The following is a 23173-nucleotide window of genomic DNA, read 5'->3' on the forward strand; positions in this document are numbered from 1 at the left end:
CATCGCCGCGTAGTCGGCGCACGCCCTGAGTCCGTCCCTTGCACGTCTCAATAGGAGGTTTCATGCACTCCGATACTCGCATACGCGAAGCACTCCACGGCCACACCAAGCTCACGAGACGGTTCGCGCTCGCCGACGTGGCACTGACGACATTCGTCTGCCTCGTCTGCGCCACCGGCATAGGCATCATCACCGGTTCAGTTCTCGCCGCCGCGACGGGGGGACTGATCGTCGTCCTCGCCACGGCGCTGATGGTGGCGGCGGTATGACCGCGCCGAGCATTCAGCGAAGTTTCCCAATCCAGGAGATCACAGTGTCGAACGACGTACTCGAGGCCGCACCGGCTGCACATTCGATTCCGCACCGCCACCCGGACGGACGCGAGGTCCTCGCCACCGCGAAGGGAATCCTCATCGCCACCCGAGGATACGGCGACGCCGAGGCGTTCGAGGAATTGCTCGACGTCTCCCGCCATCACCACGTCAGCGTGTTGCGGGCGGCGAAGTCGCTGGTGGAATTGGCGACTCGGCGCCAGCCGTGCCCGTCCGTGACGACGCCGGCACCGGCGTACGCCCTCGAGTTCAAGGAATGGACGACGCTGCTGGCGCGTTACGCCGCACCGGTCCGCCCGGGTGAGACGCTGGTAACCCCGATGTGTGAGCCATTCGAGCGGCCCACGATCGAATCGCCGCAACCACAGGTGTGACACAACGATCAGGGTCGCCGAGACGGCAGTGAACAGCGCGACCGTCGCCGGAACCACGGTGGTGCCGTCCAACCGGGCCGCGAGACCGAATCCCCAGCCGTAGCAGACAATCGAGCACAGAATATTCTGCAGCACATAGCAACTGAGCGCGGTGCGGCCGACGCCCGAGAATGCCCGGCCGGGTGCGCCGGGTGTGCGCCCCTCGGCGTAGCGGTGCGCGATCGCGGCGAGTAATCCCAATGCCACGATCGGCGCGGTCCCGTACCTGCCGAGGATCAGACCCGCGTCTCCACCGAACAGTCCGAGCGCGAGGTCGAGCGGAAGGGCGATCGCGAGGCCCGCGACAATCAGCCGGCGACGCAGCGTGCCGCGGTCCGGGTCGAGGACGCGCGCACCGTAGAGGTGCGCGCCGACGAGGAACAGTGCGATCGACAGCGGCAGGATGAACAGCACCTCGAGCCGGAACAGCACCAGATTGTCGGCGCGGAAGCCGACGAGGTCCCAGAAACTGCCGTCCGCATAGGGATTCGGTGACAGCGGCTGCGGTTCCCGCGCAGGCGCCGAGGACAGCGCCGCGACGACGAGGGCGAGCATCGCCGCGTGGACGGCCACCGCGCACACGATCCACGTTCGTTGCGCGCGGATGCCCGTGGTGAGGATGAAGGCGACGATCAGTCCGGTGAGGGCGTAGCCGGTCAGGACGTCGAACTCGGTGAACAGCAGGAAGTGCAGTGCTCCGTCGAGCATCAGTAGCGCTGCGCGCCAGGGGTATCCGCCCGGCCATCGCTGACCGCGCCGCTGGGCGGACCGCTGCTGGATGACCAGACCGATGCCGAACATCACGGTGAGCAGGCCGAGGAACTTGCCCTGCGCGAATTGCTGCAGCACCGCCTGCACCGGAGCCCATCCCCCGGTGGCCCTTCCGGTGCCGTTGATGTATCCGACCAACCCCTCGACGTTGGTGAAGATCCAGATGTTGGTGGCGAGCGTGCCCAGGATCGCCGCTCCGCGCATGACGTCGAGCGCGGCGTAGCGGTGGGAACTCGATGGTTGCGACGTCATCCGTTCAGCCCCTCCAGTACTTGTTAGTACGATCGTGCCAACAAAAGTTGATGCTAACACGACCGTGTTAACATGGCGGGGTGCCGAAGCTCATCGACCACGACCGACGGCAGCAGGACATCGCCGAGGCTCTGTGGCGGGTGATCCAACGCGACGGCATCGGCGCCGTGTCCGTCCGCGACGTGGCCGCCGAGGCCGGCATCTCCAGCGGATCACTGCGGCACGTGTTCGCCAGCAAGGCCGAACTTCTCGCCTATTCGATGCGTCTGGTCGCCACCCGGGTCCGCGAACGCGCACAAGCCCATGCCTCGATCGACGACCCGTGGCAGCGTGCGCTTGCCGTGCTGGACGAGGTACTCCCCCTCGACGATCGCCGACGCTGCGAAATGGAAGTGAACCTGGCACTCGTCGCCGAGAGCCCCGCCCACCCCCTGCTGAAGGACATCGCCCTCGACGCCCAGCGACAACTCCGCGGTGCGTGCGCCGCGATCCTGACCGGTCTCGCGCGGCACGGTCTCGTCGCGACGGACATCGACGTGGAAGCGGAGGCGATGCGTCTACACGCACTCGTCGACGGTGTGGCGATGCACGTTCTGCTCGGCGGGACCGACACTCCCGACACGGCGCAGCGCATGATCGCCGAGCATCTCCGCAGCCTCGCCTGAGGGGTTCGTGCCTCGCAGGTTGTCAGTTGCTGTAGACCCGATCGACCCGGACGAAGACGACCGCCCGACCCTGCTCTGCCATCACCCGGTCGTATTCGTCCCAGTCTTCGTGCGTGCCTCCGGCGGCGACGAACACCTCCCGACGCAGAAGCCGCAGTCTCTCGTCGTCGAGCCACGGCTGGGGGTCGTCGGGACCGGCTATCTCGGCTGTTCCCTCGACGGTCGCCCACTGCCACCCATCCCGGAAGGTGGTCGCGACCTGAGGGCGAGACCTCAGGTTGTTCAACTTCACCCTTCCGTAGGTCACGAATCCCAGAACCGGTTCGCCCGTGGCCGGGTGCTCGAGCAGGCCGACGTTGACCATCGAGGCCTGAATGGTTCCGTTCGCGCGAAGGGTGGCGACCACCGCCAGACCGTTGTCGTCCCGTGCCAGCGCTACAGCGTCCTCGAGAGTCGTCATCCACCGAGACTACTGGGTTCCTACCGGTCGTCGGCCGTGACGGCGAGTCCGATGGTGCCGGTCTTCCCTCGGCGCAGGAGGCTGCCTTTCATCGTGAGCCAGCCGAGGATGCCGTACTTGCGGGCGATCACGTCCCGGGTGTGGTCGGTGTCCGCGGCGTCGAGGATGACGGCGCGGGCGGGCACCTCGGGGCCCTTCGGCTTGCCGCGCGCGTCGCACGCGGCCACCGTCACCTCCGGATTGCGGCGGATGCGTTTGACCTTGTAGGAGTCGGTGACCGTCCACATCAGCAGACGGTCACCGTCGGCGGCGGCCCACAGTGGCGTCGCCACCGGGGTGCCGTCTTTCCGAAACGTGGTGAGCAGGACATACTTCGCGGACGACACCCGATCGAATTCTGTGGTCACCCGGCCCATGCTAGCCCGGAAGCCGGTCAGTCCCCTTCGAGTTCGCCTTCGGTTTCGAGGTACACCTGCCGCAGGCTGTCGAGGGTCTCCTGCTCGGGGTTCTCCCACATGTCCCGCTCGGCCGCTTCGAGGAGGCGTTCGGCGATGCCGTGCAGGGCCCACGGATTGGACTGTTCCATGAACTTGCGGTTCTGCTCGTCCAGCACGTACGACTCGGCGAGTTTCTCGTACATCCAGTCGGCGACGACGTTGGTGGTGGCGTCGTATCCGAACAGGTAGTCGACGGTCGCCGCCATCTCGAACGCACCCTTGTAGCCATGGCGGCGCATCGCCTCGAGCCACCGCGGGTTCACGACCCGGGCCCGGAAGACGCGGGACGTCTCCTCCGACAGGGTCCGGGTGCGCACCGACTCGGGCCGGGTGCTGTCGCCGATGTACGCCTCGGGCGACTTCCCGGTGAGCGCCCGCACGGTCGCGACCATCCCGCCGTGGTACTGGAAGTAGTCGTCGGCGTCCGCGATGTCGTGTTCGCGGGTGTCGGTGTTCTTGGCCGCCACGGTGATTCGCCGGTAGGCCGTCCGCATGTCGTCGGCGGCCGGTGCGCCGTCCAGTCCGCGGCCGTACGCGAACCCACCCCACGTGGTGTACACGTCGGCGAGGTCGGCGTCGCCGCGCCAGCTCTTGGAGTCGATCAGCTGGAGCAGTCCGGCCCCGTAGGTGCCCGGCTTGGACCCGAAGATGCGGGTGGTCGCGCGCCGTTCGTCGCCGTGCTCGGCGAGATCCGCCTGCGCGTGGGCGCGCACGAAGTTGCTCTCGGCCGGTTCGTCCAGTGCGGCGACGAGCCGGACGGCGTCGTCGAGCAGCGCCAGGACGTGCGGGAACGCGTCCCGGAAGAAGCCGCTGATCCGGACCGTGACGTCGATGCGCGGACGGCCCAGTTCGTCGAGGTCGATCACCTCGAGGTTCACCACGCGCCGGCTCGCCTCGTCCCACACCGGTCGCACGCCGAGCAGCGCGAAGACCTCGGCGATGTCGTCTCCGGACGTGCGCATCGCGGACGTGCCCCACACGGACAGACCCACCGACCGCGGCCACTCGCCGTGATCGGACTTGTAGCGGTCCAGCAAGGATTCGGCCATTGCCTGACCGGTCTCCCAGGCGAGCCGGGACGGCACGGCCTTCGGGTCGACGGAGTAGAAGTTCCGGCCTGTCGGGAGCACGTTGATCAGCCCGCGCAGTGGCGACCCGCTCGGCCCGGCGGCGATGAAACCGCCGTCGAGCGCGTGCAGCACCTGAGCGATCTCGTTGTTCGTCTCCCGCAGCCGGGGCACCACCTCGGTGGCGGCGAAGCGCAGGATCTTCGCGACCGTGGCGTCGTCGGTGAGGGTGTCGGCGGTGTCCGGGTTCCAGTCGGCGTCGTGCATGCCCTGCACCAGCGCGTGCGCCTGCTGCTCGATCTCGTCCACGCGGGTGCGGGTTTCGTCGCCGTCCTCGCTGAGGCCGAGTGCCTCACGGAGTCCGGGGACGTTCTGCTCGCCGCCCCACATCTGCCGGGCGCGCAGCATGGCGAGCACCAGTTCGACCTCGGCGTCGTCCCGGGGCGCCGCACCGAGCACGTGGAGGCCGTCCCGGATCTGGACGTCCTTGATCTCGCACAGCCAGCCGTCGACGTGCAGCAGCATGTCGTCGAACACGTCCTCGTCGGGACGTTCCTCGAGTCCGAGGTCGTGGTCCATCTTCGCGGCACGCATCAGCGTCCAGATCTGCTGGCGAATGGCGGGCAGCTTGGACGGGTCGAGCGCGGAGATGTTCGAGTGCTCGTCGAGGAGCTGCTCGAGCCGCGAGATGTCGCCGTAGCTCTCGGCGCGGGCCATCGGCGGGATCAGGTGATCGACGAGGGTCGCGTGGGCGCGGCGCTTGGCCTGCGTGCCCTCGCCGGGGTCGTTGACGAGGAACGGGTAGATCAGGGGCAGGTCGCCGAGCGCGGCGTCGGTGCCGCACGAAGCGGACATGCCGAGCGTCTTGCCGGGCAGCCATTCGAGGTTTCCGTGCTTGCCGAGATGGACGACGGCGTCGGCGCCGAAACCGCCGGCCGCGGCGTCCGCCGCGATCCACCGGTACGCGGCGAGGTAGTGGTGGCTCGGCGGCAGGTCCGGGTCGTGGTAGATCGCGACCGGCTTCTCGCCGAATCCGCGCGGCGGCTGCACCATCAGGACGAGGTTTCCGAACTGCATTGCCGCGATGACGATTTCACCGGCAGGGTCCTGCGAACGGTCGACGTACAGTTCGCCCGGCGCGGGTCCCCAGTGTTCCTCGACGCCCTCGCGCAGTTCGGCGGGCAGCGCCGAGAACCATTCGTGGTAGCGGCCGGCGGAGATCCGGATCGGGTTCCCCTCCAGTTGCTCCGCGGTCAGCCAGTCCGGGTCCTGGCCGCCTGCGGCGATGAGGGCGTGGATGAGCGCGTCGCCGTCCTGGGCTGCGAGGCCGGGCACGGAGTCCGGCCCGTCCACGGGGCCCAGGTCGTAGCCGGCGGCCCGCATCTCGGTGAGCAACCTGATCGCGCTGGCCGGGGTGTCGAGACCGACGGCGTTACCGATGCGGGCGTGCTTCGTCGGGTACGCCGACAGCATCAGGGCGATCCGGCGCTCGGGCGCGGGGATGTGCCGGAGCCGGGCGTGCCGGACGGCGATGCCCGCCACCCGGGAGGCGCGCTCGGCGTCGGGAACGTAGGTGGACAGGCCGTCGGCGTCGATCTCCTTGAACGAGAACGGCACCGTGATCAGCCGGCCGTCGAACTCGGGGACCGCGACCTGGGTGGCCACGTCGAGCGGGGACAGTCCGTCGTCGTTGGACTCCCACGACTCCCGGCTGCTGGTCAGGCAGAGCCCCTGCAGGATCGGCACGTCCAGCGCGGCCAGCGCGGCGACGTCCCACGCCTCGTCGTCGCCGCCGGCCGAGACGCCCGCCGGCTTGGTGCCGCCTGCGGCGAGCACGGTGACCACCATCGCGTCCGCGCGGCGCAGCGTCGTCAGCAACTCCGGTTCGGCGGTGCGCAGCGACGCGCAGAAGATCGGCAGCGGAGTGCCGCCCGCCGCGTCGACGGCGTCGCACAGGGCCTCGATGTAGCGGGTGTTCCCGGCCAGGTGCTGGGCGCGGTAGTAGAGAACGGCGATCGTGGGGCGGTCCGCGGCGGCGCCGGGGGCGAACGGCGCGACACCCCAGCTCGGCAGGTGGACCGGCGCCTCGAAACCGTGCCCGGTCAGCAGCACGGTGTCCGACAGGAAGTGGTGCAGTTGGGCGAGGTTGTCGGCACCGCCCTCGGCGAGATAGTTGTGCGCCTCCGCCGAGACACCGGCCGCGACCGTCGAGCACTCCATCAATTCGGCGTCCGGGGCGTGCTCGCCGCCGAGGACCACCACGGGCAGTCCACTGGCCAGGACCGCGTCGAGTCCCTCTTCCCACGCCCGCTTGCCGCCGAGGATTCGCACCACCACCAGGTCGGCGCCGGCGAGCAGCCCCGGCAGATCCTCCTCGACGAGCAGCCGTGCCGGGTTGGCCCAGCGGTAGTCCGCCCCACTGGCGCGTGCGCTGAGCAGGTCGGTGTCGGAGGTGGAGAGCAGCAGGATCACGTGTGGAGCCTTCCTGGGGGTGTCGCGCCCCGTGGCGGTGGTTCTGTGCGGAACCGGAGGTCGGAGGACGGCAGGTGAGGGTCTGGCTCGCCCACCGGATTCGGCGAGCTCACAGTGGCGCGACCGCGCCGGATTCTCACCGGCTTCCTCTCCTGCTGTCGCAAGTGCTGGTGATGCTACCCGGGGCCGGACGTAACCTGGGACCATGGTCGACTCCCGTTCCCGCCCCGATGCATGCCCCGGCGCGTTGCAGGTCCACCAGGCGGCCGACGGTGCGCTCGCCCGGGTCCGCCTCCCCGGCGGCGTGCTGACGTCCGCGCAGCTGCAGACCCTCGCGGAATCGGCGCGCGACCTCGGGAACGGCGAGATCGAACTGACGTCCCGCGGCAATGCGCAACTGCGGGCGGTCCGGGACCCGCTGGAGTTCGCCCGGCGCCTCGCCGACGCGGGCCTGCTGCCCTCGGAGACGCACGAACGGGTCCGGAACATCCTCGTCTCGCCGCTGACCGGCCGGATCGGTGGCCTCACGGACCTGCGCGAACTGGTCGGCGTCCTCGACCGGACATTGTGCGCCGACTCCGCGTTGGCGGACCTGCCCGGCCGCACCCTGTTCACTCTCGACGACGGGCGGGGCGACGTCACGGCGCTCGGCGCCGATTTCGGGGTCCACGCGGTCGATGGGTCGGAGGTCGCACTGATCCTCGCCGGTCGCGACAGCGGGGCCCGGATCCCGACAGCGGATTCGGTGTCGGTGCTCGTCGATGCCGCCCGCGTCTTCCTGGAGCTGCGCGATCGGCACTGGCGGCTGTCCGAGATCGTCGACGGGGTCGAGCGGACGCTGTCGGCGTTGACGCTCGCACCGACCGCCGACCCGGTGCCCGGGTTCGACGAGCACCGGCCTCCGATCGGGTGGCTCGACCAGCCGGACGGCAACGTGACCCTCGGCGGCGGTCTCGCGTTCGGGGTCCTCGACGCCCGGCTGGCGGAGTTTCTCGCCGCGGTCGAGAAGCCGGTGATCGTCACGCCGTGGAAAACGGTGCTGCTGTGCGATCTGGATGAGTGGTCAGCCGAGCAGGTGGTTCGGGTCCTCGCCCCGATGGGCCTGATCTTCGACGAGAACTCCCCGTGGCTGAACGTCAGCGCCTGCACCGGGCAACCCGGATGCGAGAAGGCCCTCGCCGATGTCCGGACCGACGCGCGGGACGCCGTCGCGAGCGGCGAACTCCCGGTGGAGGGCCGACAGCACTGGTCGGGTTGCGAGCGCTGCTGCGGCCGGCCCAAGGGCGAGGTCGCCGACGTCGTCGCCACCGAGACGGGTTACCGGGTGGAAGAGCGGTGAACCCGGAGCCTCTATCGTGAGCGGATGATCGAGTACATCCGAGACGGCGCGGAGATCTACCGCCAGTCCTTCGCCACGATCCGCGCCGAGGCGGATCTCAGTGCCTTTCCCGAGGACGTCTCACAGGCCGTGGTCCGCATGATCCACGCGAGCGGTCAGGTCGATCTCGTGGACGACGTCGCGTTCACCCCCGGCGTCGTGAAGGCCGCCCGCACCGCACTGGCGAACGGCGCCCCGATCCTGTGCGACGCGCAGATGGTCGCTGCCGGCGTCACCCGCAAGCGTCTCCCGGCGGACAACGAGGTGATCTGCACCCTCCGCGACCCCCGGGTTCCGGTGCTGGCGGAGCAGATCGGGAACACCCGCTCGGCGGCCGCGCTCGAATTGTGGGCCGACAAGCTGGAGGGCGCCGTCGTCGCGATCGGCAACGCCCCGACCGCCCTGTTCTACCTGCTGGACATGATCGAATCCGGCGCACCCCGGCCTGCCGCGATCGTGGGCGGCCCGGTCGGGTTCATCGGTGCGGCGGAGTCGAAGGAAGCGTTGATCGAGCACCCGAGCGGACTCGACTATCTGGTGGTCCGCGGCCGCCGCGGTGGCAGTGCCATCACGGCTGCGGCGCTGAATGCGATTGCGAGCGAAGTCGAATGAGTTCCGAAGAGCGGTCGACCGGCAAGCTGTGGGGCGTCGGCATCGGACCGGGCGACCCGGAACTGGTGACGGTCAAAGCCGCGCGGGTCATCGCCGAGGCCGACGTGGTGGCGTTCCACAGCGCCCGGCACGGCAAGAGCATCTCCCGCGCGGTCGCGGCCCCGTACCTATGTGAGGGCCAGATCGAGGAACACCTCGTCTACCCGGTCACCACCGAGACCATCGACCACCCGGGCGGATACCAGGGGGCGATGGACGAGTTCTACGAGGAAGCGTCGCAGCGGCTCGCCGCGCACCTCGAGGCCGGCCGTTCCGTGGCGCTGCTCGCGGCTGGCGACCCGCTGTTCTACAGCTCCTACATGCACATGCACAAGAGGCTGGCACCGCGCTTCGAGGCGGAGGTGATTCCCGGCGTGACGTCGATCAGCGCCGCCTCGGCCGCACTGGCGATGCCGCTCGTCGAGGGCGAGGAAATCCTCACCGTCCTGCCCGGCACCCTGCCCCGCGGTGAGCTGACGCGGCGCCTGCGGGAGACCGACGCGGCCGCGATCCTGAAACTCGGACGCACCTACCCGGCGGTGCGGCAGGCGTTGAAAGACTCCGGTCGCATCGACGAGACGTGGTACGTCGAGCGGGCCAGCACGACCCGGCAGAAGATCGACCACGCGGACGACGTGTCGGACAGCGACGTGCCCTACTTCTCGATCGCGATCGTGCCCAGTCCGTCGAACGCCCGCCGCGACGACCAGCCGCCACAGGGCGAACTCGTCGTCGTCGGGCTCGGCCCCGGCGATCAGGCCTGGACGACCCCCGAAGTGCAGCACGAACTGTCGCTGGCCACCGACCTCGTCGGATACGGGCCGTACATCGACCGGGTCCCCGAACGTCCGGGCCAGCGCCGGCACTCCAGCGACAACCGGGTCGAGGCCGAACGCGCCGCGATGGCGCTCGACCTCGCCAAGAACGGGGCCCGCGTCGCCGTCGTGTCCTCGGGCGACCCCGGTGTGTTCGCGATGGCCGCCGCGGTGCTGGAAGTCGCCGCCGAGGAACAGTGGCGGGGCGTCCCCGTCCGTGTGCTGCCCGGCATGACCGCCGCGAACGCCGTGGCCAGCCGGGTCGGCGCACCCCTCGGACACGACTACGCCGTGCTGTCCCTGTCCGATCGGCTCAAGCCGTGGGATGTCGTGGCGCAACGCATCTCGGCGGTCGCGAGCGCCGACATGGCCTTCGCCGTCTACAACCCGGCGTCGAAGTCACGCACCTGGCAGGTCGCCGCGATGCGCGACCTCGTGCTCGAGCACCGCTCTCCCGACACCCCGGTGATCATCGGCCGCGACGTGGCGGGCGCGCAGGAATCGGTGCGGGTCGTGCGCCTCGCCGACCTCGACCCCGCCGAGATCGACATGCGGTGCCTGCTCATCGTGGGCTCCTCCATGACGACCGTCGTCGAGAACGAACACGGGACGAGGGTCTTCACCCCCCGGCGCTATCCGGGCTGAGCTGGCACCGGGGCAGCCATCATGCGACGCTGCCGGAGCGGAGTTCGGTCACCGCGATCCGGGCGGCGTGCCCGATCGCGGCATCGACCACCGGTAGCACCGGGTCCGTTCGGGCGGCACGGGTGAAGACGGCGACGGCGACGGGAATCTCCCCGGGAAACGTCACGACTGCCACCTCGTTGCGGATGGCGCCGATGGTGCCGGTCTTCCCGGCGACGTCCACCCCGGAGTGCGGAAACCCGGAACGGATGCGGTGCTGCCAGATCTGCGCGGACATCACGTGCCGGACGAACTCGCCCTGCGCCCCGGGCACCGCCCGTCCGGCCCAGATCGCGTCGAGAAGAGACGTCATCTCCCGCGGGGTCGTCGCGCTCGCGTACGACGGGTCGTAGGCGGACACCGTCCACGCCTCGTCGTTGTCGGCCAGCGCCGCAAATGCTTCGGCGGTGGTGTGCGCGTGGGCGTCGATCACCAGGCTGCGGTGCGCATCGGCGGTGCCGCCGATGATGCGGGTGCTCGTCAGGCCCAATTCCGACAGTGCCCGCTCGACGCTCTCGAGTCCCACCTGCCCGAGAACCAGGTCGGCGGCCGCGTTGTCGGACACGGTCATCATCGACAGCGCCAGATCCCGCCAGCTCAGCACCACCGGGTCGCGGAACGTCGACACTCCGGTCGGTCCCGGGGTGCAGTCGGCCGGATTGACCCGGACGGTCGCGGTCGGCGACAACTCCCCGGATTCGAAAGCGCGGCACAGGGCCACGAGCAGCGGAAGTTTGTAGACGGACGCGAGAACGACGAGGTCGTCCGCGCCGACTGCGATGTCGGTTGCGTCGTCGACCGGGGTTCCGACGCGGCGGGCGTGCAACCATCCGGTGCACCCGGCGTCGGCGAAGACGTCCCGGATCCGCTTCTCCGCCGATGTCATCGATCGGCCCTGATCAGCACCCGGTCGAGGGCCGCGGCAGACGGTGCGACGTCGGCCCCGGAGCGCCAGACGATGCGCACGCGCAGCGAGAGGTCGTTGCGCAGCAGATCGACCCAGGCCACACCGGGCATCGCCGTGGGCGGCGTCGCCGTAACCCCGAAATGCCCGCCGGCGGACACGCGTGTGAGGAGTTCCCGCTGCCCCGAGGCGATCACGATGTCAGGGTCCAGACCCCGGACCCGCCACAGGTCGACGAACAGGTCGTGGGCAGGCGGATTGTCCGAGCGTGGACCGGTGGCCAGCGTCAGCCCGCGCAGCATCCGGACCTGCGCCTTCTTCGCGGCTGCCACCGGGTGGTCGTCGGGCACCACCACCCACCGCCGCAGCTTGATCACCGGGCCGCTGTCGAGTCCCGTCAGCAGGGCCGGGTGTTCGACCACGGCGACGTCGAGACTGCCCGCGCGGACGGCGTCCGCGAGCTCGGTGGTCGACGCCGTGGCCGTCTCCACCCGGGTGGGGTGCGTGGCGTCGGCGTCGCGCAGCGCACGGACGCACCGCACCACCACGGCGTCGGCCACCGAGTGCGGGACACCCCATCGCACCACCGCGTCGCGACCACCCGCGATGCGGTGCGCCTCGTCCTCGAATCGGGTGGCGTCGTCCACGAGAAGCCGCGCACGCGGGAGCAATTGGCGTCCGGCGTCGGTGAGTCCGACGCCGCGGGCACTGCGCTGAATCAACTCCGTGCCGAGTCTCTGTTCGAGCCGACGCACCCCCTGCGAGAGCGGCGGCTGCGTCATGCCGAGTCGCGACGCGGCATTCCCGAAGTGTCCCTCTTCGGCAACGGCGACAAAGAAACTCAGATGACGAAGCAGATCCATGGCGACCATTGAACCAGTTCCGACCGTCCGCTTCCGGTGACACCGTCATTTCCGACACACAAAGCATTCCCCTGACCTGGGTCGATAGCGCACCCGACTCGCCGCGACGGCCGAGTCGTCTTTGCGCTATGGGCATGGGCACCCCACATTGGACCCATGCCCAGACATCGACAACACCCGAAGCCCACTCATCCGAAGCCGTGGCGCACCGGTCGTCGCGGCGCCGTTGCCCTCGCACTGACTCTGCCGCTACTGGTCGGGGCGTGCACGGCCAACGCGGAGCAAACCCCACCCGCGACGTCGGAGGGGGTGGCGGCGCCGGATCAGCAGTCCCTCGACGCGAAAATCGGGGCACTGGAAGCGCAGTACTCCACGCGGATCGGCGTGACGGCCGTCGATCCCGCGACCGGCGCGGTGTACAGCCACCGGGGCGACGAACGGTTCGCCATGTGCTCGACGTTCAAGGCCTACGCCTCCGCCGCGGTCCTGCGCAGGATCGAGGACGGGTCGACGTCCCTCGACAAGACGGTGGTGATCGAACCCGGCGATCTCGTCGAGAACTCGCCGGTCACCGCCGCTGCCGCGGGCACCCCGATGACATTGGGGCAGATCGCCGAAGCGGCGCTGACGCAGAGCGACAACACCGCCGGGAACTACCTGCTCCGCGAGATCGGGGGCCCGCAGGCGATCACCGCACTCGCCCGCGACGTCGGCGACGAGAGCACACGACTGGATCGGTGGGAGACCGAACTCAACACTGCTTTCCGCGGCGATCCGCGGGACACGACGACACCGGCCGGCCTCGCCCAGGGTTTCCGGGCACTGCTCCTGGGCGATGCGCTCGACCCAGCGAGCCGCGATCAGCTGCTCGACTGGATGCGGGCGAGCAAGACTTCGGACAAGCGGATGCGTGCCGGTCTGCCGCCCGGATGGACCGCCGCCGACAAGACCGGTGGCGGCGGGTTCGGGACCGCCAACGACGCCGGCGTCGCCTGGAGTCCGGACGGCTCCCCCGTCGTTCTCGCCGTCCTCACCGACAGCCTCACGAATCAGGAAGACGCGCAAGGAAACAACCAGGCGATCGCCGACACGACCGCCGCCGTCATCGAGGGTTTGACTGCGCCGTGAGCCATCTGTGCAGAGACACCGCCAGTTCGACGGGAGCGTCGAACTGGATCAGGTGCCGGCACCGTCGATGACCTCGAGTGTCGCTCCGGGGATGAGGCGCGCCAGTTCCTCGGCTCGGTCGACGGGGATCCACGCATCGTCTCTGCCCCACACGACCGCAACGGGAAGGTCGATCGACGCGTACCGGTCCTGGATCTCGTCGGTGAACCGCTCGTCGGCCTGGGCGATCTGCCGGTAGAACGCGACCTGGCCCTCCTCCGACAGCCACGGCGTGGTCAGCACGGCCATCTGAGCGGGGGTCAGTCCGCGGTGGGATGCGCCCGCGATGTACGCCTCGAGGGCACCACGGTGCACGGACGCCGGTTGCGTGGCGAAGACGTCGGCGTTGTCCGCGACGAGCCGGAAGTAGTCGGATCCCCACGGCCGCAGCGCCACCACGTCGATCAGGGCCAGTGAGGCGTACCGCGCGCCGTGCACGAGATGGGCGCGGAGCGAGACGGCGCCCCCGTAGTCGTGCGCGACGACGTGGGGTGCGTCGAGGTTCCAATGCCCGAGGAGGTCGGCGAGCAGTTCGCCCTGGACGCCGAGATCGACGTCGTGGGCGCCGTCCTTCGACGACTGCCCGTACCCGGGCATGTCCCAGAGGTAGACCGAGAACTCGGCGGCGAGTGCGCGTGCGAACGGCCACCACAGCTGCGAAGACCATGGTGTCCCGTGGCACATCACCACGGCGGGGCCGTTCCCGAACCTGTCCCACGCCACCGATCTGCCGCGCCATTCGACGGTCTGCGAAAGCTCCACACCCGCAGTGTGCCATCCCCGCACGTGAGTGGCATGGTGTACGGACGCACACCGTGCCACTCACCTATGGCTAATGCACGAGGCCGCTTTCGAGTACCGACTGCCCGCCGTCGACATCGTGACGGCAATCGACTGGGCGCAGCGACCTTCCACCCTCGGCGACCCGCCGACCGGCCACCGTCAGCATCGGGCGCGGAATCCCGATACCCATCACCGGCACGCCCGTCACATACCCTTCTTTGTAGAGATGATTCGACGCGTCGGCCACGTCGTCCCGGGTCAAGGGCGACGGCGCCCAGCCCACGGTCTCACCGACGGCGTCCGCGTCCAGAATCGGACTCCGATACCCTTCGGTCGCCTTCGCGAGAAGCCAACGCAGAACAGCGTCACGAACCGCCCATTGACGATCGGTAGCTGCATTCACATTTCAGTCCTCCGGTAGATGGCGTTGATGCCTGCATGCACCATAGCCACCGGCAGGGAATAAGCAAGTTCGTGAGCTTTACTGCGTTTCTTGGGATCTCACGAATAGACTCCGGTGGACCTTCCCGCGGTCCCCGGTATGGTCGGGACGCCGATGCCGCACCTCGAGGCGGGACGTGAATTTCGCCGTGCCCGCCCGTCAGCCGCCCTACGATGGACGAATGGAGACCGGAACCGACGCGACCAAGACCTGTTCGTCCTGCCACGGTCCGATCGGATACGAAATCAAGGACGCCCACGCCGGATTCGCGTCGCTGCCTCCGGGCAAGCGGTACCGGGTCTTCCACTGCATGAATCGGTGCTCACGATCGGCCCCCGACGGCCTCGAATGCGGACACCGCCACGAATACCTCTGACCGATCCGTCATCGTTCGGGGCCGGCTCGGACCCGAACCCTGTACGGCGAGTTCGTCTTCGGGGTTGAGCAAACAGCACGCCTTCATCGACAGACACCCGCACCCGATGCATCCGGTGAGTTCGTGTTCGCGTCGACGAGATCAGCTCGAGTTGCTCGTAGTAGTGGAGCGCCGACGCGGCCACACCCGGTGCGGCGGGACACCTCCCCCACCGGCAGCAGGCCCTTCGGATCCAAAGACCGCGCATCTTCCCCTTCCTGACGACGAGTCTGCTGCCCACCGCCATCGGCGAACTCGGTCGCGAATCGCTGTATGCCTGGAGCGCGACCGTCTTCATGGTGGCGTCGGTGATCTTGTCGATGACCGTGAGTCGCCTCCTCGCACACCGCGGGGCGCTCGGTGCGTACCTATTCGCTCTGGCGCCGTTCTTCGCGGGCACGATGATCTGCGCGATCGGCCCGTCGATGGAGGTGCTCCCAGTCGGACGTGCAGTACAGGGATCGGTGGGGGCCTTCTCGCCGGTCTGAGTTACGCCGTACTGCGCGAGGCGTTGCCCGAACGTCTGTGGGCCCGCGCGACCGCATTGGTGTCGGCGATGTGGGGCGTGGGAACTCTCGCCGGACCGGCGATCGGCGGGCTGTTCGCCCAGCTCGGCCACTGGCGGCTCGCGTTCGTCGCGCCTGATGGTCGCCGCCATGCAGAGCACCGACGACGCTCAGGAGGGCGCCAAGGCGGCGGCCGGGCTCAACACGGTCGAGTTGATCGCGATGTCCGTCGGGTCCGCGGTCGCCGGTGTGCTGGTCAATCTCGGCGCACCCTCGACCCTCGCCTCGGCGCAACTGCTGTTCCTCGGTCTCGGCGTCATCGCGACGGCCGGCGTGTTCACCGCGTACCGCGCAACCCGGCAACCCGACCGGGACAGCGCCGACCCGTCCTAGGACATGTCTCCCAATAGTTTGAGCCATTCGACGATGCCGGCGAGGAGGAATCCTGCCCGGTAAGTCAGGGCAAGCTTGTCGTACCGGGTTGCCACCGCTCGCCACTGTTTTACCTTGTTGAAGGCCCTTTCCACCACGTTGCGGCCCTTGTACGACTCGGCATCGAAGTTCGGTGGCCGCCCGCCCGCGCTGCCCTTGTTCTTGCGGTTGGCCACCTGATCGGACTTCTCGGGAATGACCGCCTTGATGCCCTTGCTGCGTAGCAGTTCTCGATTGGCCTTGGATGTGTACGCCTTGTCGGCACGGACCTCGTCCGGGCGCGTGCGGGGTGCGCCGCCACCGATGCGCGGCACGCAGATGCCGTCGAGGAGTGGGCCGAACATCGGGCTGTCGCCGGCCTGGCCAGGACCCACCAGCACCGACAACGGACGTCCGTCGCCATCGCACGCCAGGTGAACTTTGCAGGTCAACCCGCCGCGGGACCGGCCGATGCCGTGATCGACCGGTTCGTCAAGCAGATTTGTGTAATTCGGCAGATCCCCCTGTGTCACGCGCGGCGTTGGCGCCGTGCTGGTGCACCCGCACCACGGTGGAATCCACCGACACCGCCCAATCCAGGTCGCCACCGGCATCGGCCATCGCGGCCAGGGCCATGAGTACCCGATCCCATGTTCCATCCCCGGCGTAGCGTCGATGCCGCTTCCACACCGTCTTCCAGGGGCCGAAATGCGCAGGTAGATCCCGCCACGGGAGCCCGGTACGCAGCCGGTAGAGCATCCCCTCCACCACGAGCCGGTTATTCTGGAACTTCCGCCCCCGCAGCCCATCCGAACTGGGTAACAGCATCGCAAGCAACGCCCACTGCTTCTCGGTCAACACTTGATATCGATCCGTCACCTCTGTCACAGCAAACATGCTGCCGCACAACATCCCAAATCATTGGGAGACACGCCCTAGGCCCGCGCCGCGAAGTGGTCCGCGCGACGGAGGATGTCGTGGGCGCGGGCGAGTTGCGGCGGATGCCCGCCGTGCGTGACACGGCTGCCGTCCGAACCCAGTCGCTCGATCGTCGACTCGGCCCAGGAGATGTCGTCCGAGTCCGGCGCCAACGCGGTGTTGATTACGGGTACCTGCTCGTTCACGAGGGTCAGTTTCCCCGTCATCCCCATCTCGCGGGAATGTCGAGTGTCTTCCCGGACGATCTCGGCGCGCTGCGCCAGCGTCGGCCCGTCGATCGGAGCCGCGATCCGGGCAGCCCGGCTGGCATTGACGAGCCGGGACCGGGCGTACGCCAACGCCATCGGCGTACGTCCGGCGCCGGTGTCGCGGCAGTAGTCGCCGATCCCGAACGCGAGTCGGGCGACGGGACCGGTGCGCGCGATGTCGTCCACGGCCACCACGGCCTCCGCCGATTCGATGAGGGCGACCACGGGGACACCGGGGATCTCGGCGGCGGTGTCCCGCACCTGTCCGGGCCCTTCGGTTTTCGACAGCATCAGCCCGCGCAGCCCGGGCAGGCCGCGGATCGCGTCGAGGTCGCGCTGCCAGTGCGCGGTGGTTGCGTCGTTGATCCGGACCCAGCCCGGGTTCCGTTCGAGCCACGCAGCGGCGACGGCACGACCCCCGTCCTTCGCGGCGAACGGCAAGCCGTCCTCGAGGTCGATGATCAGCGCGTCGGCGCCCGAGGCGGCCGCCGCGGCGAGAACCTCGCTCCCGACCGCGGGGACCAGAAGCCAACTTCTCGCCATCGCCAGGTCGATCTCGCTGCGCTGGGCTGTCTCGATGCTCATGCTGTTCTTTCCTCGGCCATACCGAGGAGTCTGCGCTTCACCGCGCGCCGGCACACTCGACGAAGCGGAGTGCGGTGGACGTGTCCGGGCACCGCTTCGTCAGGTGCGGCGCCGACCTGTGCGGTCCGCCTCAGAAGTCGAAGCCCCAGTTGGCGGGGTTGAAGACGACGCGGTACCAGACGGCGGTGGCCGAGTCGAACGTGCACGGCACGATCACGACTCCGGACGTCTGTTCGAGAGCCGCGGCCTTCCCGCAGAAGTACTCCGCGCCTTCGCCGGACGTCTCGGCACGGTAGACGGGTCCGACATGCCATGGTTCGGCGCTCGCGGAACCTGCACCGACGGTGGCTCCGAGGACGAGAGGTGCGGCCAGGATCCCGGCCAATGCTGCAGCACGCCGAGCGGACTTCTTCTGCACGAGAGCTCCTTCGTAGGCGACGACACAACAGTTCCGTGTGGTTAGTTCGCACAAGAAGCGTCGGACGTTACCGCGGTGCTGCGGCCCTCTCCTCGAACTCCTCACTCGACCCGTTCTGCGCGGCGAGCGCGCGGGCTCGGTCCAGGGCCTCCTGGGCGGCCGCCTTCACCGTGGCGGGATCCTCGACTGTCGCAGGCGCTTCGACCGGTGCGGGCGTCTCGACGACGTCGGGAGTCTCCGCGAGATCGGGTGTTTCGACAGCGTCCGGCGTCTCGACGACATCCGGCGTCTCCACGAGGCCGGGCGTCTTGACGGGGTCGGGAGTCTTGACGACGTCCGGCGTCTTGACGGGGTCGGGAGTCTCGATTGCCGGTGCAGGTGCCTTGGTGACGGGGGGTACCTCGACGGGCGCTGTACCACCCTTCTTCAGATACTGGCCGCACACCGGCCACGCGCCGGGGCCTTGGGTTTTCAGGACGTTCTCGGCGACCCGGATCTGCTCGGCCTCACTGGCTTCCGAGGGGTCGCCCTTCCCGCCGTTCGCCTTCCAGGTCTCCGGCGTGAACTGCAGGCCGCCGTAGAACCCGTTTCCGGTGTCGGTGGTCCAGTCTCCGCCGCTTTCGCACTCCGCGACTTCTTCCCAGTCGTGCGGCGCGCCGAACGCGGTTCCCGCGCCCAGCCCCAGTAGAACGGTGGCGGCCGCGCCGATCAGGGCGATCCAGCCGAAGGTGCGTTTCTCCATGTTGCGAGTGGTCATGCTGGCTCAATCCTCTCCGCGCCGGCGGACGCGGCGTGCCGGCGACTTCACGTCGATCGCCGGCCATCCTTTCGGTGCCTCGTCCCGCGCCTCGAAGGTGTCGGGATCACGAACCCGCGTCGGCAGATCTGCAGCGGCGGGCCCCCGAACGTGGCCTCCTCCCGAAATTCACACGGCATGAACAAGGTACGGATGTTCGACTATTGAGAAACGCGAGTGAAAATTGTGCAGTTCTGAGGTTTCGATACCGTTTCGAAGCCATGTCGTGACAATTCCGACATCTGTTGAACGCGCGTGCAAATGCCGGATGACGGTGCGGTGAACGGACCCTCCCGTCCGTCCGAGGTGGCGGTGCAGTGACTACCCCTGACGATCCCGACACCGCCGGAGTCCACCGACGCGGGGACGAACAGGACAGTGCCGACATGCCGCATGGCTCAGCCGATCCGTGGCGCTCGAGCGCCACCCTGGCGCGGTTGCGCACCGGCCTGGCCACTCTGGGCCCCGGGGAGCAGCGGGTCGCGCGGGCCGTATTCGCCGAGCCCGCGGCGGTGGTCGAGTTGTCGACGGCGGAATTGGCGGCGGCGTCGGGAACGTCGCCGGCGACGGTGGTACGGGCGTGCCAGCGACTGGGTTTCCGTGTATTCCAACATCTTCGGCTCGAACTGGCCCGTGTGACACCGGATCCCACCGGGTTCGCCGCCGTCGTGGACCTGATCGCGTGGGCACGTCGGATTCTGCTGGTGAGCAACGGTTTCTCGTCCCCACCGATCCAGGATGCCGCGTTGCGGTTCACCACCGCGGGTCGCAGCGTGGAGGCGCCGCTCGACATCCTGGGGCAGCAGTTCTCGGCGCGGATCAGCCAGTTGTCGCAAAATTTCTCTCGGACGCGAACCTACTGTCCGGCGCTGTGTCCGACCATGGCTTTGCGAGCGCCGACAGCGGTGAGCACGTGGGTCGGGATCGGCTGGCGGACAGGTCATCCGGAGCTGGCATCCTCCCCGTGCTGCCGTCTGATATCGAAGTGACGTCGACGGAGAGCGCGGGCACCACCCCGGGGATCACGATGTCGTCACTCTTCGGGCGCGACGTGAGCGACGTCGTGTCCTGCCGCGGGACCGAATTGCGGTGCGCGGTCCACGGCAGGATCGCCGCGACGAGCGAGGCGACCCGATTGGCGCGGTCCGCCGCTGCGGTGCCGCGCATTGTCAACGGCGCGGTCTGCGAGATCGAATGGGCGCGAGTGTGGCGGGTCTTGTCGGTCAACCGCACCAACGCCCACAGTGTCGCGGACCCGGGGTAGTACTTCGCCCGATCGTGGGCGCCAGCCGCCACAATCCGGCGGCGGCGAGCACGTGCCACAGCGCGTGGCCCGGCAGAAGACTGTCGTCCACGGCACCGAGCAGAGCGCCGGACGCGAGGAACAGTGCCGCGACGATAGTCGTCCGCCGCAACTGCGGTCGGACGCGGGCGCGTTCCAGCGCGAGTCCCACGGCCACCGCGGCGAGCAGTGCCTGCACGATCGTCGACGCCGTCGGGCCGGCAGCCACGGTGGGAATCATCAGGAGCGGAACAACGAGCCACCACCCCGGCGACAGCCGACGCCCGAACCGATCGGACGCGGCGTCGACGGCGATGTACGCGAGCAGCGTCGCGATCGGGATGTCGTGCGCGTATCCCTGCCACGGCGGATCGGGCCCGTGCCGGACGAGCGACCCGACACCGACCGCGACGACGAGCAGTCCGTAGGTGCCGGTCGGCGCGTCGCGCCGGCGACCCGCGAGGATTGCGAGGCCGTCGACCACGAAGGCCAGGCTGGTGACAACGGCCGCGTGCTGCCAGACGAAGCCTCCCATCCTCCGAGGTTTCCAAAGTCGTCGCCGCACCGCAATCGCGACGCAGCGTTCGCGCAGAGAATGGGACACGGCGCGCCGACACACGGAGGACAAAACCTTCCAGTCGGACTTTTTCTGTGGCATCGTAACGCTCCATGGGGGAACCAACAGTGGACGCCGTCGCCATCTACCACGCACCCGCAGCGGACCGACGGGGCACACCGATGGTGGCGCTGAACTACGACGTCCAGCCCGGAACCTGGCATGCGTTGTTGCAGAACCTTGCTGGGCGCGGGTGGCGGGATCCCAGCCCCGTGTTCGACGGTGTCGACGGGCTGACGTCGGCCGTGTTGTCGTTGCGCTCCGTCGACGGACGCACACTGGTGATCGAGGACGGCACGGACGTCCTCTTCGAGGGCGTCATCGTGCCGCCGGACGGGTGGCTCGAACAGGTTCGCGCACTCGGTGCCGTCGGCGTGATCGCCGGAGCCGGAATCACGGCCGCGGCCGACTGGGAACGACAACTCCCCCGCCTGGCCCGCGACAGCGAACTTCTCGGGTCGATCGCCACGGTCACGTTCACCGACGCCTTCGGCCGCGAGCACTTCCGCGCATTCGCATACGAGGTGCTCTCCGCGTTGCGTCCGGCACTGCCTCCCGACGCTCTGCACGAAGCGGGCTTCGCACTCGAGGACGACCGGCCTCAGCGCGCGATTCTCGAGGTCGTGGACAGTGCGGTGCGGCACCGGGTCGCCGTTCCGGCCCGCATCGTCGACAGTCTCCAACGGCGGGCCGCGGACCGCACGTCGTTCGGGTGGCGGGACGCTCGCACGATGAAGCGACTCCTGCGGAAGATTCACACCTCCTGACGGTCGGCACCCCGCTGTGCAAGACTCGAATACGCACGGACGGCAGTGGTGCGCCGGACCATCCTGATGCGGAGGGCGTCATGTCCCGATCGGTACCCGGAGATGCTCCGGACGACACGGGGCACACAGCGTACGCACGTGTGCGCGCCGCCCAGGTGAATGCGGTTCAGGCGGCCCTCGAGGACCACACGGGACGCCTGGATTGGCCGCGAGAGCAGATCGAGCGCTACCGGACTGCCCGGCTGCGGGCCCTCCTCTCGCACGCCCGCGAGCGGTCGCCGTTTCACGCCCGGCGGCTGCGCGGTCTCGATCCGTCGACGGCCACAGTCGCCGACCTGGCGTCGCTGCCGATGATGACCAAGCAGGACGCACAGGACGAGTGGGATTCGATCGTCACCACTCGCGACCTCGACCGCGAGCGTGCCGAGCGGATTCTGGCCGGGCAGCAATGGTTTTCGTACACTCCGGGCGACGAACAGATCTTCAGCTCGGGTGGGTCGAGTGGGGTCCGCGGCGTCTATGTCTGGGACTGGCAGTTCTACGTGTCGGCCGCCTGCCTGGCCTGGCGGGTCCAGGCGCGGGAGGAACGGCGGGCACCCGTGTGGTCTCCTTCGCGGCTCGCCGTGCTGGCCGCCGGCATCCCACCACATGCGAGCACCCCACTGTTCGATGTGCCGACCGCACCGGGAATGGAGACCGTCGTGATCCCGGCAGGTGCACCGTTCGGCGAGATCGTCGCCGCGGTGGCCGCGGCCCGACCCACGCACCTGGTCGGATATGCGTCGGTGATCGGACGACTCGCCCGCGCCACACTGGCCGGTGATCTGCAGGTTCGCCCCGTCCGGGTGAGCACCAACTCCGAGCCACTGCTGGACGAGGATCGGCAGGCCATCGGCGAAGCCTGGTCGGCGCCGATCCACAACCTCTGGGGGTCGACGGAGATCGGAGTGCAGGCCGTGGGTTGCGGACATGGCGAGGGTCTGCACGTGTGCGAGGACGAGGTCGTGCTCGAACGTGTCGACGACAGTGGCACGCCGGTCGCCGCCGATGCGCCCGCGGCGCGAACGCTCGCCACGGGCCTCGCCAACCGAACGTTTCCCTTCATCCGCTACGACCTCGGCGATCAGGTCACATTGCTGCCCGGCACCTGCCCGTGCGGAAGTGCGTTCATGCGTGTCGCCGACATCGGCGGGCGGCGCGACGACGATTTCCGATACGGGACGAAGACGGTGCCCGCGAGCACATTTCGATACGTCCTCGGCGCAGATCCGCGCGTTTCCGAGTATCAGGTCAGGCAGATCGCCGACGGTGCGGAAATCTTCGCGGTCGGCGACCCCGATGTAGCCCGGCTGACGTCGGCTGTCGCCGCGGCGTTGCGCCGGCAAGGATTGTCCGATCCGCAGGTCCGAATCGAGGTCGTCGACCACCTGCGGCGTCATCAGGCGAGCGGGAAATTGCAGCGGTTCATCGCACTGCGGTAACGCGGAATCGGTTCGCGGCACCCACTCGGTCGACCCCGCCCGGACAGGGGTCGCCGATCCTCACCCCAGGGTGTCTGTCGTTGCGGACGCTCC

The 23173-nt window shown here is 68.9% G+C and carries 24 protein-coding genes, 2 pseudogenes and 1 riboswitch; of the genes and pseudogenes, 13 read left to right on the forward strand and 13 right to left on the reverse strand.

The genetic code is table 11. From position 1 onward, the window contains the following. Window positions 1-265: 265 nt before the first annotated feature. Window positions 266-706: an ANTAR domain-containing protein gene (locus tag CA951_RS14390; protein WP_373413807.1), complete on the forward strand. Its 441-nt coding sequence runs from the start codon at window positions 266-268 to the stop codon at window positions 704-706. On the opposite strand, the pseudogene CA951_RS14395 reads toward CA951_RS14390, so the two are convergent. Then, window positions 632-1768 (reverse strand): annotated as a pseudogene (locus tag CA951_RS14395) (DUF418 domain-containing protein); the annotation flags it as partial. The gene CA951_RS14390 and the pseudogene CA951_RS14395 overlap by 75 nt on opposite strands. A gap of 80 nt (window positions 1769-1848) precedes the next feature. On the opposite strand from CA951_RS14395, the gene CA951_RS14400 reads away from it, so the two are divergent. Then, window positions 1849-2433, forward strand: coding sequence for a TetR/AcrR family transcriptional regulator (locus tag CA951_RS14400; protein ID WP_087557465.1), 585 nt, complete (start codon window positions 1849-1851; stop codon window positions 2431-2433). Window positions 2434-2455: 22 nt separating this feature from the next. Here the strand turns inward: CA951_RS14400 and CA951_RS14405 are convergent, their stop codons facing one another. From CA951_RS14405 to cobN, 3 genes are read right to left on the reverse strand one after another with little or no spacing between them, the layout of a single operon-like run. After that, on the reverse strand, window positions 2456-2893 hold the full coding sequence (locus tag CA951_RS14405) for a TIGR03618 family F420-dependent PPOX class oxidoreductase (protein ID WP_087557466.1): 438 nt from the start codon (window positions 2891-2893) through the stop codon (window positions 2456-2458). Window positions 2894-2913: 20 nt separating this feature from the next. After that, the gene (locus CA951_RS14410; protein ID WP_087557467.1) at window positions 2914-3309 is read right to left on the reverse strand and encodes a PPOX class F420-dependent oxidoreductase; all 396 of its coding nucleotides are present in this window, start codon (window positions 3307-3309) and stop codon (window positions 2914-2916) included. A 17-nt stretch (window positions 3310-3326) separates the two neighbouring features. Then, a complete protein-coding gene (gene cobN / locus CA951_RS14415) occupies window positions 3327-6929 on the reverse strand; it encodes a cobaltochelatase subunit CobN (RefSeq protein ID WP_087557468.1) in 3603 nt (1200 codons plus the stop codon). 55 nt (window positions 6930-6984) lie between these two features. Continuing rightward, window positions 6985-7128, reverse strand: a riboswitch (cobalamin riboswitch). A 6-nt stretch (window positions 7129-7134) separates the two neighbouring features. Between cobN and cobG the strand changes: the two genes are divergently transcribed. The 3 genes from cobG to CA951_RS14430 are packed head-to-tail and all read left to right on the forward strand — an operon-like array spanning window position 7135 to window position 10418. Continuing rightward, window positions 7135-8268, forward strand: coding sequence for a precorrin-3B synthase (gene cobG / locus CA951_RS14420; protein WP_087557469.1), 1134 nt, complete (start codon window positions 7135-7137; stop codon window positions 8266-8268). Window positions 8269-8292: 24 nt separating this feature from the next. Next, on the forward strand, window positions 8293-8919 hold the full coding sequence (locus CA951_RS14425) for a precorrin-8X methylmutase (RefSeq protein WP_087557470.1): 627 nt from the start codon (window positions 8293-8295) through the stop codon (window positions 8917-8919). Continuing rightward, window positions 8916-10418 carry a precorrin-2 C(20)-methyltransferase gene (locus CA951_RS14430; RefSeq protein ID WP_087557471.1) on the forward strand — a complete coding sequence of 501 codons (1503 nt, stop codon included), beginning with the start codon at window positions 8916-8918 and terminating at the stop codon, window positions 10416-10418. Before CA951_RS14425 ends, CA951_RS14430 begins: the two co-directional genes overlap by 4 nt. 19 nt (window positions 10419-10437) lie before the next feature. Here the strand turns inward: CA951_RS14430 and CA951_RS14435 are convergent, their stop codons facing one another. Both CA951_RS14435 and CA951_RS14440 read right to left on the reverse strand, forming a co-directional pair. After that, window positions 10438-11343 (reverse strand): serine hydrolase, encoded by a 906-nt coding sequence (locus tag CA951_RS14435; RefSeq protein ID WP_087557472.1) that lies wholly within the window; start codon window positions 11341-11343, stop codon window positions 10438-10440. Beyond that, window positions 11340-12233: a LysR family transcriptional regulator gene (locus CA951_RS14440; RefSeq protein ID WP_087557473.1), complete on the reverse strand. Its 894-nt coding sequence runs from the start codon at window positions 12231-12233 to the stop codon at window positions 11340-11342. The genes CA951_RS14435 and CA951_RS14440 overlap by 4 nt, the downstream gene beginning before the upstream one ends. Before the next feature lie 147 nt (window positions 12234-12380). Here CA951_RS14440 and bla point away from each other — a divergent pair, with 147 nt between their 5' ends. After that, window positions 12381-13352, forward strand: a complete 972-nt coding sequence (gene bla / locus CA951_RS14445; RefSeq protein ID WP_087557474.1) for a class A beta-lactamase — start codon at window positions 12381-12383, stop codon at window positions 13350-13352. A gap of 48 nt (window positions 13353-13400) precedes the next feature. On the opposite strand, the gene CA951_RS14450 is transcribed toward bla, so the two are convergent. Together CA951_RS14450 and CA951_RS14455 are read right to left on the reverse strand one after the other, a co-directional pair. After that, the gene (locus CA951_RS14450) at window positions 13401-14153 is read right to left on the reverse strand and encodes an alpha/beta fold hydrolase (protein WP_256973652.1); all 753 of its coding nucleotides are present in this window, start codon (window positions 14151-14153) and stop codon (window positions 13401-13403) included. 70 nt (window positions 14154-14223) lie between these two features. Then, entirely contained in the window at window positions 14224-14577 is a 354-nt protein-coding gene (locus tag CA951_RS14455; protein ID WP_087557475.1) for a serine recombinase, read from the reverse strand. Between the two features lie 220 nt (window positions 14578-14797). On the opposite strand from CA951_RS14455, the gene CA951_RS14460 reads away from it, so the two are divergent. The 3 genes and pseudogenes from CA951_RS14460 to CA951_RS45100 all read left to right on the forward strand — a co-directional run bounded on the left by CA951_RS14460 (window position 14798) and on the right by CA951_RS45100 (window position 15930). Next, on the forward strand, window positions 14798-14992 hold the full coding sequence (locus CA951_RS14460; protein WP_087557476.1) for a hypothetical protein: 195 nt from the start codon (window positions 14798-14800) through the stop codon (window positions 14990-14992). 254 nt (window positions 14993-15246) lie between these two features. Further along, window positions 15247-15665 (forward strand): annotated as a pseudogene (locus CA951_RS45095) (MFS transporter); the annotation flags it as partial. 22 nt (window positions 15666-15687) lie between these two features. Then, window positions 15688-15930 (forward strand): hypothetical protein, encoded by a 243-nt coding sequence (locus tag CA951_RS45100; protein ID WP_256973712.1) that lies wholly within the window; start codon window positions 15688-15690, stop codon window positions 15928-15930. Here CA951_RS45100 and CA951_RS14475 read toward each other — a convergent pair. From CA951_RS14475 to CA951_RS14490, 4 genes are all read right to left on the reverse strand, one after another. Beyond that, window positions 15927-16845, reverse strand: a protein-coding gene (locus CA951_RS14475) for an IS5 family transposase (protein ID WP_256973187.1) whose coding sequence is annotated in 2 segments (ribosomal slippage) — window positions 15927-16484 and window positions 16486-16845 — 918 coding nt in all. Because the reading frame shifts where the segments join, the coding sequence is not laid out codon by codon here. The genes CA951_RS45100 and CA951_RS14475 overlap by 4 nt on opposite strands. A 38-nt stretch (window positions 16846-16883) precedes the next feature. Beyond that, a complete protein-coding gene (locus tag CA951_RS14480; RefSeq protein WP_087557477.1) occupies window positions 16884-17720 on the reverse strand; it encodes a CoA ester lyase in 837 nt (278 codons plus the stop codon). A gap of 130 nt (window positions 17721-17850) precedes the next feature. Continuing rightward, window positions 17851-18138 carry a hypothetical protein gene (locus tag CA951_RS14485; protein WP_087557478.1) on the reverse strand — a complete coding sequence of 96 codons (288 nt, stop codon included), beginning with the start codon at window positions 18136-18138 and terminating at the stop codon, window positions 17851-17853. A 67-nt stretch (window positions 18139-18205) separates the two neighbouring features. Further along, the gene (locus tag CA951_RS14490) at window positions 18206-18895 is read right to left on the reverse strand and encodes a transglycosylase family protein (protein WP_087557479.1); all 690 of its coding nucleotides are present in this window, start codon (window positions 18893-18895) and stop codon (window positions 18206-18208) included. Between the two features lie 356 nt (window positions 18896-19251). Between CA951_RS14490 and CA951_RS43790 the strand changes: the two genes are divergently transcribed. Both CA951_RS43790 and CA951_RS43445 read left to right on the forward strand, forming a co-directional pair. Next, window positions 19252-19923, forward strand: a complete 672-nt coding sequence (locus CA951_RS43790) for a MurR/RpiR family transcriptional regulator (protein ID WP_218780491.1) — start codon at window positions 19252-19254, stop codon at window positions 19921-19923. Further along, window positions 19920-20198 carry a hypothetical protein gene (locus CA951_RS43445; protein ID WP_179220200.1) on the forward strand — a complete coding sequence of 93 codons (279 nt, stop codon included), beginning with the start codon at window positions 19920-19922 and terminating at the stop codon, window positions 20196-20198. The genes CA951_RS43790 and CA951_RS43445 overlap by 4 nt, the downstream gene beginning before the upstream one ends. Here the strand turns inward: CA951_RS43445 and CA951_RS14505 are convergent. Continuing rightward, on the reverse strand, window positions 20158-20751 hold the full coding sequence (locus CA951_RS14505) for a hypothetical protein (protein WP_087557480.1): 594 nt from the start codon (window positions 20749-20751) through the stop codon (window positions 20158-20160). The genes CA951_RS43445 and CA951_RS14505 overlap by 41 nt on opposite strands. A 134-nt stretch (window positions 20752-20885) precedes the next feature. Here CA951_RS14505 and CA951_RS14510 point away from each other — a divergent pair, with 134 nt between their 5' ends. Continuing rightward, a complete protein-coding gene (locus CA951_RS14510) occupies window positions 20886-21599 on the forward strand; it encodes a hypothetical protein (protein WP_087557481.1) in 714 nt (237 codons plus the stop codon). 80 nt (window positions 21600-21679) lie between these two features. Then, a complete protein-coding gene (locus tag CA951_RS14515; RefSeq protein WP_087557482.1) occupies window positions 21680-23080 on the forward strand; it encodes a phenylacetate--CoA ligase family protein in 1401 nt (466 codons plus the stop codon). The last annotated feature ends 93 nt before the right edge of the window (window positions 23081-23173 follow it).

The organism is Rhodococcus sp. NCIMB 12038, from assembly GCF_002165735.1.
Taxonomy (GTDB): Bacteria; Actinomycetota; Actinomycetes; order Mycobacteriales; family Mycobacteriaceae; genus Rhodococcus_F.